The 18187-nt window shown below is 63.8% G+C and carries 11 protein-coding genes; 3 read left to right on the forward strand and 8 right to left on the reverse strand.

Annotated features, from left to right (window positions below; all coding sequences use genetic code 11):
• Positions 1–49: 49 nt before the first annotated feature.
• Entirely contained in the window at positions 50–532 is a 483-nt protein-coding gene (ispF, locus tag GHT07_RS12910; RefSeq protein WP_153585497.1) for a 2-C-methyl-D-erythritol 2,4-cyclodiphosphate synthase, read from the reverse strand.
• Positions 529–1233, reverse strand: coding sequence for a 2-C-methyl-D-erythritol 4-phosphate cytidylyltransferase (gene ispD, locus GHT07_RS12915; RefSeq protein ID WP_153585498.1), 705 nt, complete (start codon positions 1231–1233; stop codon positions 529–531). Before ispD ends, ispF begins: the two co-directional genes overlap by 4 nt.
• 86 nt (positions 1234–1319) lie before the next feature.
• On the opposite strand from ispD, the gene mfd reads away from it, so the two are divergent.
• Complete coding sequence (gene mfd, locus GHT07_RS12920) at positions 1320–4796, forward strand: transcription-repair coupling factor (RefSeq protein WP_153585499.1); 3477 nt, start codon at positions 1320–1322, stop codon at positions 4794–4796.
• A 660-nt stretch (positions 4797–5456) separates the two neighbouring features.
• Complete coding sequence (serB, locus tag GHT07_RS12925; protein WP_153585500.1) at positions 5457–6182, forward strand: phosphoserine phosphatase SerB; 726 nt, start codon at positions 5457–5459, stop codon at positions 6180–6182.
• Here serB and GHT07_RS12930 read toward each other — a convergent pair.
• From GHT07_RS12930 to GHT07_RS12940, 3 genes are read right to left on the reverse strand one after another with little or no spacing between them, the layout of a single operon-like run.
• The gene (locus GHT07_RS12930) at positions 6139–8910 is read right to left on the reverse strand and encodes a 7TM diverse intracellular signaling domain-containing protein (RefSeq protein WP_153585501.1); all 2772 of its coding nucleotides are present in this window, start codon (positions 8908–8910) and stop codon (positions 6139–6141) included. The genes serB and GHT07_RS12930 overlap by 44 nt on opposite strands.
• Complete coding sequence (locus GHT07_RS12935) at positions 8907–10484, reverse strand: alkaline phosphatase D family protein (RefSeq protein WP_153585502.1); 1578 nt, start codon at positions 10482–10484, stop codon at positions 8907–8909. The genes GHT07_RS12930 and GHT07_RS12935 overlap by 4 nt, the downstream gene beginning before the upstream one ends.
• 9 nt (positions 10485–10493) lie before the next feature.
• Positions 10494–11465: a LysR substrate-binding domain-containing protein gene (locus GHT07_RS12940; protein ID WP_153585503.1), complete on the reverse strand. Its 972-nt coding sequence runs from the start codon at positions 11463–11465 to the stop codon at positions 10494–10496.
• A gap of 82 nt (positions 11466–11547) precedes the next feature.
• Between GHT07_RS12940 and GHT07_RS12945 the strand changes: the two genes are divergently transcribed.
• Entirely contained in the window at positions 11548–11868 is a 321-nt protein-coding gene (locus GHT07_RS12945; RefSeq protein ID WP_194792924.1) for a DUF2917 domain-containing protein, read from the forward strand.
• On the opposite strand, the gene GHT07_RS12950 is transcribed toward GHT07_RS12945, so the two are convergent.
• Genes GHT07_RS12950 through GHT07_RS12960 form a run of 3 tightly spaced genes read right to left on the reverse strand, consistent with a single transcriptional unit; the run spans position 11754 to position 18166 of the window.
• Positions 11754–13004, reverse strand: coding sequence for an MFS transporter (locus tag GHT07_RS12950; RefSeq protein WP_153585505.1), 1251 nt, complete (start codon positions 13002–13004; stop codon positions 11754–11756). The genes GHT07_RS12945 and GHT07_RS12950 overlap by 115 nt on opposite strands.
• A 40-nt stretch (positions 13005–13044) precedes the next feature.
• Positions 13045–13422, reverse strand: coding sequence for a hypothetical protein (locus tag GHT07_RS12955; RefSeq protein WP_194792925.1), 378 nt, complete (start codon positions 13420–13422; stop codon positions 13045–13047).
• Positions 13379–18166: a calcium-binding protein gene (locus tag GHT07_RS12960; protein ID WP_153585507.1), complete on the reverse strand. Its 4788-nt coding sequence runs from the start codon at positions 18164–18166 to the stop codon at positions 13379–13381. The genes GHT07_RS12955 and GHT07_RS12960 overlap by 44 nt, the downstream gene beginning before the upstream one ends.
• Positions 18167–18187 lie beyond the last annotated feature (21 nt).

The raw sequence follows: 18187 nt of genomic DNA on the forward strand, positions 1-18187 counted from the left end.
CGGCCGCGGCGATCAGCCCACGGTCAAGCCACTCGCAGCGCGCGGGCAGTCACCCCGCAGTCAACAGCACAATCGCTCGCGCTTCAATTGCCAGCCCCTGCCCCACGGGCCCGAGCTTTTCTGCCGTCTTGGCCTTCACGTTCACTTGCGCCGGCGGCAGGTCGAGCGCGGCCGCAATGCGGTTGCGCATCTGCTCGATGAAGGGCGCGAGCTTGGGCGCTTGTGCAATCACGGTGCTGTCGATGTTGTTGACCTGCCAGCCCTGCTCACGCACACGGCGTGCAGCCTCGACCAGCAGCACCACTGAATCCGCGCCCTTGAACCGCTCGTCGGTATCTGGAAAGTGACGGCCGATGTCGCCAAGCCCTGCTGCACCGAGCAATGCATCCGTGATCGCGTGCAGCAGCACATCTGCATCCGAGTGGCCGAGCAGGCCGCGCTCGAAGGGCACGTGCACACCACCGATCACCAGCTTGCGCCCGGGCACCAGCGCATGCACGTCCCAGCCTTCTCCGATACGCATGGCCGTCATCGCTGCCTTCCTTTCAGCACGGCTTCGGCCAGCGCGAAATCATCGGGATAGGTCACCTTGAAATTCTGCGCGCCACCGGGCACTAGCAACGGCTGGTGGCCCAGCGACTCGATGGCCGATGCCTCATCCGTCACATTGGCGCCGGCGTGCTCCAGGCCCTGCATCAACATGCCGATGCGAAACATCTGCGGGGTTTGCGCCAACCACTTGTCGTCGCGCGCGATCGTCTCGACGACGCGCCCTTGGGCTTCACGCTTGAGCGTGTCAGGCAGGCGATGGGCGAGCAGCCCGCCGACGGCATCGCCCAGGCACGCGTCGATCAGCGAATCGATGAGCGCGGGCGTGATGAGGCAACGCGCCGCATCGTGCACCAGCACCCAGTCCTGCTCGCTGGCGCCGACACGCACCAGCTCATAGAGGCCATTGCGCACACTCGCTGCCCGCGTGGCACCACCACACGCCACCACCAACGCCGAGGTGTGATTGCGCTCGAAGAATCCGTCGGCCGGCGCCACCACCACGAGCGTGCGCGCGATTCGCCTGACGGCGCCAAACGCCGCGAGCGTGTGCCACACCATGGGCTGGCCTGCTATGCGCTCGTACTGCTTGGGGCCATCAGTGCCGGCCCTGCTGCCCGTTCCCGCACACGGCACCAGCGCAAAAAAGCGTGGCGGCGCAGAAGCCGGGGTATCTGTCCTCATGTCACTTGTCGCCATAAGTCCATTCTAGAATCGCCGTCACACCCCACCCTTTTGCAGGAGCGGGGTGTTTTGTATTTTCCGAGCGCATGCAACTACCCAAACTCAACCCCGGCAAACGCTTCACGCTGCCCCGCCCGCCTGGCTCGGCCGACGCGCTGCTGATCGCCAGCGTGGCCGAGCGCGAGAAGGCTGCAGGCAAGCTCACCGCCCTGGTCACAGCCGAGGCCACCGATGCGCAGCGGCTCATCGACGAGATCGCCTTCTTTTGCCCCGACCTGCGCGTGGCCCTGTTTCCCGACTGGGAGACACTGCCGTACGACACGTTCTCGCCGCACCAGGACCTGATCAGCGAGCGGCTCGCCACGCTCTGGCGCATCTCGCAAGGTGAAGCCGACCTGATCGTCATGCCTGCCACGACGGCGCTCTACCGCGTCGCGCCGCCCTCGTTCCTGGCTGGCTACACGTTTCATTTCAAGGTCAAGCAAAAGCTCGAAGAGTCGAAGCTCAAGGCCCAGCTTACGCTCGCTGGCTACAACCACGTCACCACCGTGGTGAGCCCGGGCGAGTACGCCGTGCGCGGCGGCCTGATCGACCTGTTCCCGATGGGCTCGCCCGTGCCGTTTCGCGTGGACTTGTTCGACGACGAGATCGACTCCATCCGCACGTTCGACCCCGACAGCCAGCGCAGCCTGTACCCCGTGCCTGAAGTGCGCCTGCTGCCCGGCCGCGAATTCCCGATGGACGACGACGCCCGCGCAAAATTCCGCAGCCGCTGGCGCGAACTGCTCGAAGGCGACCCGACCAAGAGCCGCATTTACAAGGACATCGGCGCGGGTGTGGCCACTGCCGGCATCGAGTACTACCTGCCCCTGTTCTTCGACGAAACGGCGTCGGTGTTCGACTACATCGGCACATCCGCCACGGTGGTGCTGCATGGCGAGCTTGAACCGGCATTCCAGCGCTTCTGGCAAGACACGCGCGACCGCTTCCGGCTGGCGCAGGGCGACCATGAGCGCCCTGCCCTGCCGCCGGAAACACTGTTCCTCTCGTCCGACCAGTTCTATGGCCGCGCGAATGAACACGCACAGCTTTCCATCCGCTCTGCATTACCCCTTCCCCCTCTGGGGGAAGGTCGGGATGGGGGCATCCCCCCCTACGTCGAGTTCGACGCACTGCCCCCCATGGCCGTGGTGCGTGGCGCCGACGACCCGCTCGCCAAGCTCAAGGAACACCTGCGCAACACGCAGCACCGCGCACTGGTGCTGGCCGAAAGCGATGGCCGCCGCGAGAGCCTGCTCGACTTCCTGCGCGCAAGCCACCTCTCGCCACCCGCCTTCGACTCACTCGCCGAATTCGAAGCCAGCGACGAAAGAATTGGCATCGCCACAGGCCCCGTCAACACCGGCTTCGCGTGGCTTGAAAAAGGCATCGACCTCGTTACCGAAACGGAGCTGTTCGCCTCCAGCCCCACAGCGCGCCGCCGCAAGAAGCAGGAGCAAGTCAGCGATGTTGAAGCGCTGATCAAGGACCTGTCAGAGCTGAACGTCGGCGACCCGGTCGTTCACTCGCAGCACGGCATTGGCCGCTACCGCGGCCTCATCAACCTCGATCTCGGCCAGGGCGACCAGGAATTCCTGCACCTCGAATACGCCGACAAAGCCACGCTCTACGTGCCGGTGAGCCAGCTGCATCTGATCAGCCGCTACACGGGCGTCTCCGCCGACGAGGCGCCGCTGCACAAACTCGGCTCGGGCCAGTGGGAAAAGGCCAAGCGCAAAGCTGCCGAGCAGGTGCGCGATACGGCCGCCGAGTTGTTGAACATCTACGCGCGCCGCGCCGCACGGCAAGGCCATGCCTTCCGCTATTCACCGCAAGACTACGAGACGTTCGCCAACGACTTCGGCTTTGAAGAGACCGCCGACCAGAACGCTGCGATCCACGCCGTGATCCAGGACATGGTGTCGCCGCAACCGATGGACCGGCTCGTGTGCGGCGATGTGGGCTTCGGCAAGACCGAGGTGGCGTTGCGTGCCGCATTCATCGCCATCACCGGCGGCAAGCAAGTCGCCTTCCTCGCACCCACGACGCTCCTGGCCGAGCAGCACTACACCACACTGGTCGACCGCTTCAGCAAGTGGCCGATCAAGGTGGCGGAAGTCTCGCGCTTTCGCTCGGGCAAGGAAGTCACGGCCACGCTCAAGGGCCTGGCCGACGGCAGTGTCGACATCGTTGTCGGCACGCACAAGCTGCTCTCGGAATCAACCAAGTTCAAGAACCTGGGCCTGTTGATCATTGACGAAGAGCACCGCTTCGGCGTGCGCCACAAGGAAGCGATGAAGGCCCTGCGCGCCGAAGTCGATGTGCTCACGCTCACGGCCACGCCGATCCCGCGCACACTGGGCATGGCGCTGGAAGGCCTGCGAGACCTCTCGGTGATTGCCACCGCGCCGCAGCGCCGCCTTGCGATCAAGACTTTTGTGCGCAACGAAGGCAACGGCGTGATCCGCGAAGCCGTGCTGCGCGAGTTGAAGCGCGGCGGGCAGGTTTACTTCCTGCACAACGAAGTCGAGACCATTGAAGCGCGACGCGAGCGCCTTGAAGAGCTCCTGCCCGAAGCGCGCATCGCCGTCGCGCACGGCCAGATGCCCGAGCGTGACCTGGAGCGCGTGATGCGCGACTTCATCGCGCAGCGCTTCAACCTGCTGCTGTGCTCGACCATCATCGAGACGGGTATCGACGTGCCCTCGGCCAACACCATCGTGATGAGCCGTGCCGACAAGTTCGGCCTGGCGCAGTTGCACCAGCTGCGCGGCCGCGTCGGCCGCAGCCACCACCAGGCCTACGCCTACCTGATGGTGCCCGACACCGAAGGCCTCACCAAGCAAGCAAGCCAGCGCCTCGAAGCCATCCAGCAGATGGAAGAACTCGGCAGCGGCTTCTACCTGGCGATGCACGACCTGGAGATTCGCGGTGCGGGCGAAGTGCTTGGCGAAAACCAGAGCGGCAACATGCTCGAAGTCGGCTTCCAGCTGTACAACGAGATGCTGTCTGAAGCCGTGAAGTCACTCAAGGCAGGCAAGGAGCCGGACCTGCTCTCGCCGCTGTCCGTCACCACCGACATCAACCTGCACGCCCCCGCGCTGTTGCCGAACGACTATTGCGGCGATGTGCACCTGCGCCTGTCGTTCTACAAGCGCCTGGCCATGGCCAAGAGCACCGACCAGATCGACACGTTGCTCGAAGAGCTGGTGGACCGCTTCGGCAAGCTGCCGCCGCAAGGCCAGACGTTGATCGATGTGCATCGTTTGCGTGTGTTGGCCAAGCCGTATGGCGTGGTGAAGGTTGATGCGGCGCCCGGCGTGACGCACATCACCTTCAAGAAAGACCCGCCCATCGATTCAATGCGAATCATCGAGCTCGTGCAGAAGAACCGGCACATCAAGCTCGCTGGCAACGAGAAGCTGCGAATCGAACGCGCGCTGCCTGACCCGAAGGATCGTGCGCAGATGGTTCGTGATGTGCTGCGCTCGTTGGGTCAACCTCGGGTGGTTGTGAACGCCTGAGTTTTTCTCATAGGCGTTCGGGGGGCTTGCTTTATGTTCGTGGGTGGGTCGGCGATCACTGTGTGGCCGCTTCCCTCCGTGTCATTCCGCCGGCCACGAGGCCGGGCTCCCTTCTTTACCTGCGGGAAGCGGCCACACAGCGCTCACCGACCTGTACGCAATCGTTGGGACTGAGAAAGCTTGCAACCGCTGCGTTTAGCAACCCGAACAGTGTTAGTCAACGAGTGTTTAGTCGACCGCTCTGTTGTTGACCACGTTGGGTGATGACTGAACAAACACCCCACCGCTGGGTCCGTGGCACGGCGCTGAACAAACGACCTGGGCACCAGTGACTGCGGTCGGTCGGCAATCTCTCATGTCATTGCCAGAACCGCTTCGACGCGGTGTGATTCAAAGTCTGCGTGCCCGGCCAGAGTCGTAGTCTGCGAGTGCTTCAGACGCAAGGTGGTCGAGCTTTTCAGCGGCGGCATCCTGATCAATTTGCGCGTCCCACATCGCGCCATCAAATTCGACGAACCATCTACGAAACTCCGCCAGCTCAGTCGGGGGCAAGGCTTGAACGGCTCGTTCAATTGACTGGACTTTTCCCACAGTGGACTCGAGTGATAGCAGTAATTTCTTAGTTTACCCCGCACAAGCCGATCAGGCACCAATGAGAAAATGCACCCCATGCAAGAACTCTCCCCCGGCCTTGTCATTCAAGGCGTCCAACCACCGCTCAATCTCAAAGACTTCAAACTGATCGCGTTCGATATGGATTCGACGTTGATCAACATCGAATGCGTGGACGAAATCGCCGACGCAGCAGGTCGCAAGGAAGAAGTCGCGGCCATCACCGAAGCCGCCATGCGCGGCGAAATCGCCGACTACAAAGCAAGCCTGCGCCAGCGCGTCGCCCTGCTGCGCGGCGTGACGATCGCCGACATGGAAATGGTCTACACGCAGCGGCTGCAACTCAACCCCGGCGCTGAACAACTCGTGGCGGCGTGTAAAGCCGCCGGCCTGAAAGTACTGCTGGTCTCGGGCGGCTTCACGTTCTTTACCGACCGCATCCGCGACCGCCTGGGCATCGACTACACACGCTCGAACGTGCTCGAAGTCGAATCAGGGCCGAACTGCGGCCAGCTCACCGGCCGCATGGTGGACCAGCCGTGGGGCGACATTTGCGACGGCGCCGAAAAACGCAAGATGCTGCTGGAAACATGCGCGGCGCTGGGCATCTCGCCCAAGCAGGCCATCGCCATGGGCGACGGCGCGAACGACCTGCCGATGATGTACGAAGCGGGCCTGTCCGTTGCGTATCACGCCAAGCCCGCCGTGCGCGAGAAGGCCATGGTTGCCATCAACTCGGGCGGGCTGGACCGCCTGCTGGAAGTCGTACGGTAAAGCGCGTTCCCTCGCCCACCACGCTCGCCACGGTGATGGTGCCGCCGTGCATCTCCACCGCGTTTTTCACGATCGCCAGGCCCAGCCCCGTTCCCTGGATCGCGCCCACATTGCTGGCGCGATGGAACGATTCGAAGAGGTGCGGCAACTCGTCGGGCGGAATGCCGATGCCATGGTCGGCCACTTCAAACACCGTCTCTGACGCCTCCTGCCGCACATCGAACTTCACCTGCCCGCCGCCCGGCGAATACTTCAGCGCGTTCGACAGCAAGTTGCTGAAGATGTGGCGCAGCAGCTTCTCGTCATAGGCGCCCTCGCCCACATCGTCGGCAACCTGGAGCACGACGTCGCTGTGATCATTGGGCTGCTGCGCGCGCGCTTCGTCCACCAGCTTCTTGCACAGCGGCTTGAGATCCATGCGCTGCGGCTGGAAGTCGAGCATGCCGGCGTCGGCCTTGCCGAGCAGCAGCACGCGATCCATCATGCGCGACATGCGCTGCACGCCGGCTGCAATGCTGTCGAGCACCTCGATGCGCTCGGGCTGCGGCAGGCGGTCGCCGTAGTGGCGCAGCAGCTCTTCGGCCGACAGGATCGCCGCCAGAGGCGTGCGGAATTCATGGCTCGTCATCGCAACAAAGCGGCTGCGCAATTCATTGAGCGCCTTCTGCTGCTCGAGCGCCTCACGGATTTCGTCTTCGGATTTCTTGCGCTCGGTGATGTCCAGGAAGGTCCAGATCACGCCCGAGTCCGGGTCGTTCGGCCGGATGCAGCTGCCGCCCATCTCCACCCACAGCAGCTCGCCATTGCGGCGCTTGACCTGACGTTCGCAAACATAAGAGCCGGTCGCGATCAGCGCAGCCCGCGCCACCTCGCCGAAGTGCAGCCACGACGCTTCGTCGGGGTGGATATGCATGGACGACTGGCCGATCAGCACCTGGCGGGGGTAGCCGAGCATCTGCGCGAACTTGTCATTGACCCATTCGTGGCGCCGGTGCACCGACAACACGATGCCCACCAGCGCGCTATTGAGGATCGCCTCGCGCTCCGAGTTCGTCTTTTGCAGCTGCTCTTCGAGCTCCTTGCGCGGCGTGATGTTCATCACCACCCACACAGTGCCCTGGCTGAGGTTCTCGCGGCTCACGGCCTTGCCCGACAGGGAGATCCAGATCAGCGTGCCGTCCATGCGGCGCATCTGCAGCTCGGTCTCGTACACCTCGCCACGCGCCACGGCCTTGGCCACCTCGCCGCCCACGCGCAGGTATTCGTCGCGCGTCAGGTAGAACGGCTCCATCGAGAATGCGGCGCGCAAGCTCGCGCCGAAGATATCGAGCATCGCCTGGTTAGCCCAGCGAAAACGCCCTTGCGGCGTGAGGAACGCGATGCCGACGATGGAGCTCTCCAGGATGATCTCGCGCTCCTCCAGCACAGAGCGCAGCCGCTCCTGCGACTGGCTGAGCGCTTCAACCATCGCGTGTTCCGCCGCGATGCGCGCCTGCGCCTGCTCCTTGAAGCGACGGGCCACGTTGATGCGATCGGCCAGCGCAAACGACAGCAGCACCATCTCCAGCGCCGAGCCGATCAGCAGCGCATTGGCCGTGAATGCATTCGACGGCAGCACGCCCGTGTTGTGGAGCGACAAAGTCACGACGCCGATCAGCAGCAGCGTCCAGGCGCTGATGAAGTAGCGCGCGCCGGGGTAGTCGCGTTTGACGCTGATCACACCCACGGCCACCATCGTCGCGACGCTCAGCACGGCCAGCACCGTGACCATGTACGACGACACGGTGTAGGGCAGCGTCAGCGAAGCGATGAAAGCCGCAGACCAGCCGGCCAGCTGCAGCAGGTAGAACCAGTCGATGCGCGGCATGCGTTTGCGGCTCGCGAGGAAGATGCGCGCAAACTGCAAGCCGAACACGGCCGTCAGCGAGAGCCCTGCGGGCGGCGACACGCTGTTCCACCACGTGAGCTCGGGCCACAGGAACTGCCCGCCCAGCCCCGTCAGCGCGGCCTGGCCAATGCCCATCGACGCCACGAATCCCACGTACACCAGGTAGGCAACATCGCGCACCGACAGGAACAGCAGGAAGTTGTAGAGCAGCAGCCCCAGCAGCAAGCCGAAGTACAGCGCCAGCGCGGAGTACGTGGCCTGGTCATGCGCCCAGAGCGCCTGCGGCCGCCACAGCGTGGTGGGCGCGGACACCGTGCCTTCCGAGTGGATGCGCATGTACACCACGTTGTCGGCACCCGGCATGAGCTTGATGGGCAGCACGTGGTTGCGATGCGGCACCACTCGGCTGCCAAAGGGCAGCAAGTCACCGCCCGCCTGCTTCTCGAAACGGAGCCCCTCAGGCGAGTACACCTGCAATGAATCCAGCGGCGGGTAAGCCACTTCGAGCAGCCAGTCGGCAGGCGCGTAGGGCGCGGCCACCAGCTTCACGCGCAGCCAGATTGCTGACGTCGTCAAGCCGAAATTCGCGCCCGGCCCGGTTTGCTGCAGCGGCTTGAACGCCGCTTGCGTCTCGGGCTTGAGGATGTCGTCGAACGTGAGCTTCGCGCCCTTGTCCTCGAGGAAGTAGAACGAGCGCGAGAGCGGGTAGCTGGCGGCGTTGCTGACCTCGACCTCGCCCACATGCACAGGTGCCTGTGCGAGCGCGGCGCCCATGCCCAGGCAGGCGCCCATGCAGCAGGCCAGCCAGCACGCGAGCGCCAGCCAGCGCGACTGCATCATGCGCGCTCCACCACGGCACGGCCCGCCTGCACCACGAAGCTGGCGAGCGTCTGCACCCGGGTGTCCTGCCGCGTCACGTCATCGAGCACGCGCAGCGTTGTCGTCAGGCGCTGCGGCGTGAACTCCGCCACGCCATAGCCCTTGCCCACTGAATCGGCAAAGACGAAGTGCGGGTTCTCGGCGAGCCACTCGGAAATCTTCTGGTTGCCCGCCGAGCGTGACGTGATGCTGGTGCCGCAGAACTCGACGCCGAGTGCGGCGCTGTCGGGCCTGTCGTAGTCGGCCTTCACATGGCCCACCCAGTTTTCATGCACATCGCCACCCAGGAACACGGCGTTGGCCACCTTGTGGCGCTGCAATGATTGCGTCAGGCGCGACCGTGCGGCCGAATAGCCGTCCCAGCCGTCGTTCCACAGCGTCTTGCCCGGCCCGCTGCGCCAGTCGCGCTGGCCGAACACGGTTTGCTGGCCAACGATGTTCCAGCCAGCGCCCGCCTTGGCGAAGGCCGCGTCCACCCACTGCTCTTGCGCTGCGCCCAGCAGCGTGCGAGCCGGGTCGTCCCAGGCGGCGCACGTGGCCGGGTCGAGCGTGCTGGATCCGAACTTGCCGCCGCGCGAGCACACCTGCGCACCGCGATACTGGCGATCGTCGAGCACCAGCAAGTTGGCAAGCTGGCCGAACTGCACCTGGCCGTACAGGCGCATCTCCGCGCCTTCGCGCAGGCCAGCCACGGCGCGCGTCAGCGTCGAGGCGCGCACCGGCATGTGTTCGTAGAAAGCCTGGTAGGCCGCTGCCCGCCGCGCCGCAAAATCCGCAACGCTGGGCCCGGAATCGCCCGGCGTGAGCCCTGCATAGTCGTTTTGCACTTCGTGGTCGTCCCAGGTGACGATCCAGGGGCATGCTGCATGCATCGCACGCAAGGCCGCTTCGCTCCTGTGCAGCGCGTAGCGGCCGCGGTAGTCGTCCAGCGACAGGCACCAGCCGCCCGGCGCCGGGCGCACCGCGTTGGCAGCGCCCGCGTATTCATAGATGTAGTCGCCCAGGAAAAGCACGACGTCAGCGTTCTCGCGCTGCATGTGCTCGTACGCGCTGAAAAAGCCGTGCTCCCACCGCTGGCACGACGCATAGACCAGCCGCAGTTTCTGCGCCATCGCATCGGGCGCGGGGAAGGTGCGCGTGCGGCCCACCGGGCTCACCGCGTCGCCTGCCATGAATCGATAGAAGTACCACCGGTCGGGCTCCAGCCCCTGTGGCTCGACGTGCACCGAATGCGCCAGCTCGGGCAGTGCCTGCGCCTGGCCGCTTTGGGCGATGCGGGTGAACTGCTCGTCGTGCGCCACCTCCCAGCGCACGGTGACCTGCTGCGACGCAAGCGCTGGTGACACGAGCCGCGTCCAGAGCACCACGCTGTCGTGCGACGGCGAGCCGCTGGCAACGCCCAGCGTGAACGGGTCGCTTGCCAGCCGCGGCTGGCTCCACACGCTGCGCGGCAGCCACAGCACTGCCGCACTGGCCGCGGCGAGCTGCAGCAAGCGGCGGCGATCCGTGTGGGGCGTAGGGTTCAGGTCACTCATGGATGAGATTCAAGCATGAACTCGCGCCAGTTCAGCCTCGACGCGTAACCAATCGACAAACGCTTTGGCATCCGGATTGCTGGCGCCCTTGCTGCCCAGCAGCACGTAGTAGCCACGCTGCGAAGAAGCACCGCCACCGAAAGGCGCCACCAGCCGCTTGTCGCGCAGCATTTCCGCCAGCAGGGGCAGCCTGCCGATCGCAACGCCCTGCCCCGCAACGGCCGCTGAAATGGCATCGGCATACGTGGTGAAGCGCATGTAGCTTTTTGCGCGCAAGTCCTCCAGGCCCATCGAGTGAATCCACGGCTCCCAGTCCACAGTCAGTGCCATGCCTTGCGGCATGTCCACGGCCAGCAGCGAGTGGTGAATCAGGTCAGCGGGCTTTTTCAGCGGATGCGGCCTGGACTTGACGAGTTGCGGCGCGCACACAGGCAGCACCATTTCTTCGAAGAGCGGCGGGCCCATGCCATCGCTGGTCGGGCAAAACCGTACCGCCAGGTCGAACTGGCTGCGATCGAGGTCGAGCACGTCCATCGTCGCGGAGATGCGCACGTCCACGTCCGGGTGATTCGCCGTGAATCGCGACAGGCGGGGAATGAGCCACAGCGACGCAAAGCCGTTCGTGCAGGTCAGCGAGACCTGCCGCATGGTTGAGGTGGAACGCACGCGCGCCGTGGCATCGCGCAGCCGCTCCAGGCTGTCGACCACCGCGCGGTGCAAGAGCTGGCCGGCCTCGGTCAGCGCCAGCGCACGGTGATGCCGCGTGAACAACGGCACGCCCAAGTGCGCCTCCACCTGCTGGATCTGGCGGCTGACTGCCGACTGCGTGAGAAAGAGCTCCTGCCCCGCGAGCGTGAAGCTCAGGTGGCGCGCCGCAGCATCGAAGGTGCGCAGCAAATCGAGCGGCGGCAGCTCATTGCGACTGGCGGACAGGCGCGCTGCAGGAAAGCCGGAGGGCAGTTTCGCATTCCGTATAGGCATGCCAATGATTCCAAACGAGCGTTTGAATGCTTGTGTAGCGAAAAGTATATTCATTCCACTACGGAATGCAAAGGACTACGCCATGACCGCCACCACCACCGTCACTGCCAGCAGCACCTGCGAACTGCAATTGCCGCGCCGCGCGCTCCACAGCATCAACGACGCAGCCGGCCTCGATCTCGTCTGCCGCGAAGGCAGCGTGTGGATCACGCTCGACGAAGACCAGAAAGACTACGTGATCGAAGCCGGCGAGACCTTCACCACCAAGGAGCATCGCCGCGCCGTGGTCTATGCCCTGGAGACCTCACGCGTGGCCATCGAGCGCACGCGGTACAGCAAGAAGAGCACGATCGAGACGTTCAACAAGTTCCAGCCGATGCCGTTGATGAACGCGGCGCGGTAAGAGCCCGTCCAGTCGAACACCGCGCCAGACATCCAGCCGCCCAGCGCCATGCCGAACAGCGTGGCCATCAGCACCGTGCCGACGCGCGCACCCGCCTCCTTTGGCGAAAAATGTTCGCGAACGATGAGCGCATACGAAGGCACGATGCCGCCCTGGAACAGGCCGAACATGCCAGAGACCACGTAGAGCGGCACCAGCCCCGTCACGGGCAGGAACATCAGCAGCGCCACGCCCTGCAGCACCGAGCCAAGCAGCAGCGTGCGCAGCCCGCCGATGTGGTCCGATATCCAGCCCGACACCAGCCGGCTCACCACGCCCAGCCCCAGCATCAGCGCGAGCATCTCTGCACCGCGTGCCGCGCCAAAACCCAAGTCACCGCAATACGCAACGATGTGCACTTGCGGCATCGACATCGCCACACAGCACGACACACCGGCCACGCACAGCAGCAACTGCACTGTGCCGGGGCTCATGCCCATCGGCCTGTCGGATGCCAGCGCCGACCCATTCATAGCCACCACGGGCGCCTCTTGCGGCGGCGGACGCTTTCGCAGCACCCATGACAGCGGCAGCATCGTGACCACGCAGAACACACCCATGCCGATGTAGGTCTGCCGCCAGCCCACGCTGTCAATGAAGTGCTGCATCACCGGCGGCCACACCGCACCGGCCACGTAGTTGCCGCTCATGCAGATGGCGAGCGCGATGCCGCGGCGGCGGTCGAACCATTGCGAGGTGTCGGCCACCAGCGGCGCGAATGTGGCGGACGTGCCGAGCAGGCCGATCAGCACACCCTGCACCGCGCAGAAGATCCACAGGTTGGGCGCAAGCCCAGCCAGCACGAAACCGATGCCCAGCCCCACAGCGCCAACGGCCACGGGCATGATCACGCCGAAGCGATCCGAGAGCTTGCCCATGAGCACGCCGCCGAAGCCAAAGCCGATCATCGTCAGTGTGTAGGGCAGCGAAGCATCGGCGCGCGCCACGCCGAAGTCCTGCTGGATGCGCGGCAGCACCACGCTCACCGCGTACATGCCTGAGCCGCCGATGGTCATCAGCAGCAGCGACACGGCCAGCCGCATCCATGCGTAGCGCGACTCGATGTCGGCGCGAGTGCCCTCGCGGGTAGCAGTCATTTCTTGTCTCCATTGGAGGCTCGTTCGTGCGGCGTGCCGTTCAGGCCTGCCACACGCCGAACCCCTTCTTGCGCAGTGCGATGCCCAGTTCCACTTCCATCGCTTTGGCAGCATCGTAGGCCATCGGGTTGTAGGCCTCGTACAGGTGGGGCAAAAGCCGCACGCCGTAGTCCCGCACAAACGTGTTCGCCTGGATGCCGGCCTTGTGCTTGTCGAAGCGGATGTCAGGGTCGAGCCCCGTCATGCCGACATAGAGGAAGGGCTGGCCGAGTTGATAGTCCGGGTTGGCGCGGCGAAAACGCGCGGAGTTCCATACCTCGTCGCCGAGGAGGACGACGTAGACGTGGTAGTGGGGTTTGGGGCGGCGGGGCAATTCAGAATGGGGAATACGCCAAGCCGCTTTCCTGCAAACCGGCATAGCCGATGTTGGCCTCGCTGTAGGTCGTGTGCATGGCGATTTCCGTCATTTGCACTTGCGTGAGAACGTGTGCATCGAGCAGCCCCAGAAGGTATTCGCGATCCTGGGCGGCGGGTGGGCTGCCAAATAGGTTGCTGTACACGGTTTCGACGTACGCCGAATTCGAAGCGTTGGGTCCGATCCAGTAGTCGAGCGCAGCCTGCACAAGCGCGAGTTCACTGCCACCATGATCGAGATAGTCCAGCGCTATGCCCACAAGCGACTTGCTCGACAGGAACGGTTCACCGAAAACAGTCCCGATCAGAAGCGCAACAACGCCTGCGTTGCCGTCCAGGTCAAGCGCAACACTGAAATCCTGGAACTCCAGGCGCTCGATCGAGGCGAGCGAATCCGTGCCGTCTGGCCCTGTCGTTGCTGAAACACTCCATGAACCCAACACACTATCGAACGTGATGACATGTGCTGAAGCGCCACCCGTGAATACGGCGACATCCAGGCCCGGTCCGCCGACTAGGCTGTCGTTTCCGCCATCGCCGGACAAACGGTCATCACCACCCGCGCCTTCAAGCGTATCGTTTCCTGCTGCGCCAGAGAGCGTGTCCGCGCCGCCCAAACCGTTGAAATGATTGGCACCGCTCGTACCAACGTAGACATCCGCGCCAGTTGTGGCTTTCACAGCGGGCGCGTCAGCGACCGCAACGAGTTCTCCTGCAAAGCTGAAAGACTCGACGCCGGTCACCGTGTCCTGTCCGTCGCGATCGGGAGTAAGGTCCGTGACTATCCACGCCTGCACCACGTTGTCGTAGGTGACGTCGTACTCCAGCCGGTAATAGGTGAAAACGGCAACATCGTTACCGTCACCGCCATCGATTGAGTCGTTGAAGAGGCCGCCTTCAAGCGTGTCGTTGCCAATTCCGCCCATGAGGGTATCGCGGCCATGGCGTCCGTTCAGGCTGTCGTTGCCCGTGCCGCCGTCGATGCGGTTCCAGCCATCGTCGCCGATCAGTGTGTCGTTGAACGCTGAACCACCCACATGATTGAAGTCGTAGAGCGTATCTTGCCCCGCAGACCCGCTGGCGCGCAGGGCATAGAGTTCGACGAGGACCGGTCCACTCGCATGCGTGTAGACGACCCAGTCATCTTCGGACGGATACAGGCTGCCATCGAGAAAGTCGTCGCCGCCACCGCCTTCAATCGTGTCGCTGCCAGCATTGCCTTCGATGCGGTTGGGGCCTTCGTCGCCTGTCAGCAGATCCGAGCCGGACCCGCCCCAAACGCTCTCGATGTTGATTAGCACGTCACTGCCGGCGCCACCTGAAGCGCTACCGAGCGCAAGGTTGACATCCAGCGCATCGGTTTCGGTTTCATAGCGCGCAACATCAATTCCTTTGCCGCCGTCGAGCGTGTCGTTACCCTCGCCGCCATCGAGCGTCTCATCGCCGTCCGCGCCGTGCAACGCATCGTTGCCGTCGCCGCCGAAGATCCACGACCAAGACGGCGCCTCTGGCTTGTTCGTTGCAATGAGGACGTCGTCACCTTCGTCTCCATACATCGCCTGCGCACCCAAGCCGCCGATGAGTGTGTCGTTGCCAGTTCCACCATGAAGGTGAGGCTGGTACCCGGTGAGCGAGCCGTCGATGAGGTCATCCCCGGCGTCGCCGTACATCGGGCCGCTGTAATACGAGCCGTAGATCGTGTCATTGCCACCACCGCCGTGCGTCGGTGCGAATGAGGTGCGGCCATCGGGCGATATTTGGCCGCCAACTGAGCCTGCGCTGAATGGCGCAAGAAAGTCCGCGAACTCGCTGCCCTGCAGCCAGCTGACGCTTTCGACATTGGTGATAAGAGTGGGGCCGACCGCAACGGTGGCAGCGCCACCGTTTAGTGCCCGGAAGTCCGCCACAACACCAGTCGTCGCGCCCTGGAAACTCAAATAGACGCCATCCGTGCCAGCGCCGCCGTCAATGTGATCGCCCCATCCGCCAAAGATTGAATCGTCGCCGTCACCGCCCATGATCGAATCGGCCTCGGTTGCCGTGTCGAGCTCCGGCACAACCTCTGGATAGACCACGCCATATGCGTACTCGACAACCGTATGGAAACCCCATGTCAGCAGTTCATTGCTGAAAATCCAGTCGTCACCGGTGCCGCCGTCCAGCGTGTCGGCACCTGCCATGCCCATGAGCAGGTCATCGCCAGCGCCTGCAAATATGCTGTCGTTGCCCGGGCCGCCGACATAGGTTTCATCACCGCCCGTGGGCGCGCTGCGCTTGTTCACGATGTCGTCAAGCGACCAGACCCCATCGCTGAAGGAAAACAACTCCACTCCGACAACAGCATCGACGCCATCGCCATTGATGAATGAGTCGGCGATCAGGACAATGCCCGTCACCTTGTCGTAGGTACACGTGTATTCAGAGCGGTTGCCAAGGTAGTAGGCGACGTCAACGCCAGCCCCCCCATTGATCAAGTCATCGCCTTGGCCGCCAAACAGAAGATCGTCCCCCTTCTCGCCATACAGGTCATCGTCACCAGCGCCACCAATCAGGGTGTCTTCGAAGTGATTCGGGGACTCACCGCTCTCCTCGGAGATCGGGCTCGCATCGCCGTGAAGCGTGTCGTTTCCATCGCCGCCTTCGAGCGTGTCGCGCTCGGCCGCACCATAAAGGAGGTCATCGCCCGCATCACCGGTAAGCAGGTCGCTTCCAGGGCCACCATCGAGCGTGTCGACCCCATCGCCTCCATACAGCATGTCGTTGCTGAAATGCCCTTCGAGGCTGTCGTTGCCAATGCCTCCGAAAAGCTGCTCCATCGCATGCCCGCCGATGATGTGATCGTTCCCCTGTTCGCCCCAGATGGCGTTGGTGTAATAGCTTGCGGAGCAGTCGACCGTATCGTTGCCATCACCGGCGAAGATGTCGGCGGTCAGGTAGGCGGCAATGATGAGATCGTTGCCGCCGCGACCATAGATCGGACCGTTAGCGTAATTGGTATCGATCGGCGCGAGTACGTCGTCGTAGTTGCTGCCTTCCAGCCACGCGATGCCTTCGATGTTGGCGATCGTGCCGGTGCCGATCTGTATTGACGCTTGAGTGAGTAACGGCCGGAAATCCGCGTTGACGCCTGAGGTGGCACCCATGAAGCTGACAAGCAGAATGTCTTCACCCATGCCGCCGTCGATCTTGTCGCCGTAGCCGCCGAAAATGACGTCCGGATCTGCGCCCCCATCGATCACGTCTACCTCTGCGCCGGTATCGAGCACCGGCTCGGTTGCATCCAGAAAGGGATAGTGGGACTCGCGCCACGCTGGCGAAATGGCAGCCGAATAGAGATAGTCAATTCCAGGGCCGCCGGTCAGCGTATCGGCGCCCGCACCGCCGGCCAGCGTATCGTGGCCAAAGCCGCCGTAAAGGCTATCGTTGCCGGAGCCGGCCAGCACCGAGTCGTTTCCTGCTGTCGGTGCAGCGCGCCCCGCGATGAAGTCTTCAGCTGCCCACGTACTGTCGGCAAACACGAACAACTCCACGCCACCAGCAACGTCCACGCCGCCCCTGCCGGCGACAGTGTCGGAAATGGTGAAGTGCTGGTTTGCCGCGTTGTAGACGACAGCGTAGTCGGGCGCGTTGCCGGCAAGCCGCACGGTGTCGTTACCGGCGCCGCCTTCCATGGAGTCGTCGCCTTCGCCCGGCTCGAATGTGTCGTTGCCGAACTCACCGTAGAGGGTGTCGTTGCCCGCGCCGCCAAGTAGCCAATCGTCGCCCGCATCACCCGCCGCGGTCGGCAACCCTGAGCCGCGCGAGTCGCCGTAGATCAGGTCTGCGCCGGCGTCTCCATGGAGGAAATCGCCACCTGCGCCACCATATATCGTGTCGTCGCCGTCGTCTCCGTGCAAAACATCATCTGCACTTGCGCCGCCAAGCAGGACATCGTTGCCTGTTCCGCCGTTGTAGCGACCATTGATCAGACCGCCCTGAATCTCGTCGTCCCCGGCGCCTCCATTGATGTTTTGTGCATAGTTGCCGCCGTAAATCGTGTCGGCTCCGTCATCACCAGAAATGTCCCAGGCGCCGCCAGCACGCGCGTCGATCAGATCATTTCCGGTCCCTCCGGACACATAGCGTGTGTGGTCGTTGCTGACGATTGTGTCGTCACCGCCCAGGCCATAGATATCGCCGAATGACGGCGCGTATCCAAAATCGACGGGCACCAGAAGGTCAGCGTAGTTGCTGCCTTCAACCCATACCACCGCCTCGATGTTGACGATGACCGCTCCGGCAATCGTGATGCCTTCAGGGACAGGAACGCCGTTGTTCAGCAGTGGCCTGAAATCTGCGTTGACGCCGGACGTGGCGCCGGCAAACGAGATATAGAGCGTGTCGATGCCTGCACCGCCATCGACCTTGTCCTTCCAGCCAGCAACAAGGGCGTCATCCCCTGCGCCCGCTGTCAAAACATCGGCATCTGTACCCCTGTCGACGCTGCCATCGGCGGGTCCGGCATAGCCCGGCATGGGCAGGCCTTCGGCGCTGGGTGCGTGGGAATAGAGCGCGTCGTTGCCCGCGCCACCATCGAGCGTGTCAGCTCCAGCCCCGCCCGCCAAAGTGTCGGCGCCGTCACCGCCGCTCAGGGAGTCATTGGCGCCACCGCCAGATAGCGCGTCGTTACCGCCGAGGCCATTGACGACATCGCTCGCGTCCGTTCCGACCAGTGTGTCCTGTCCCTCAGTACCCGTCACCGTTGCCATCTGCGCCCCCTTACTGCTGCT

This window comes from Caenimonas koreensis DSM 17982 (genome assembly GCF_009646335.1).
Lineage (GTDB): Bacteria > Pseudomonadota > Gammaproteobacteria > Burkholderiales > Burkholderiaceae_C > Ramlibacter > Ramlibacter koreensis.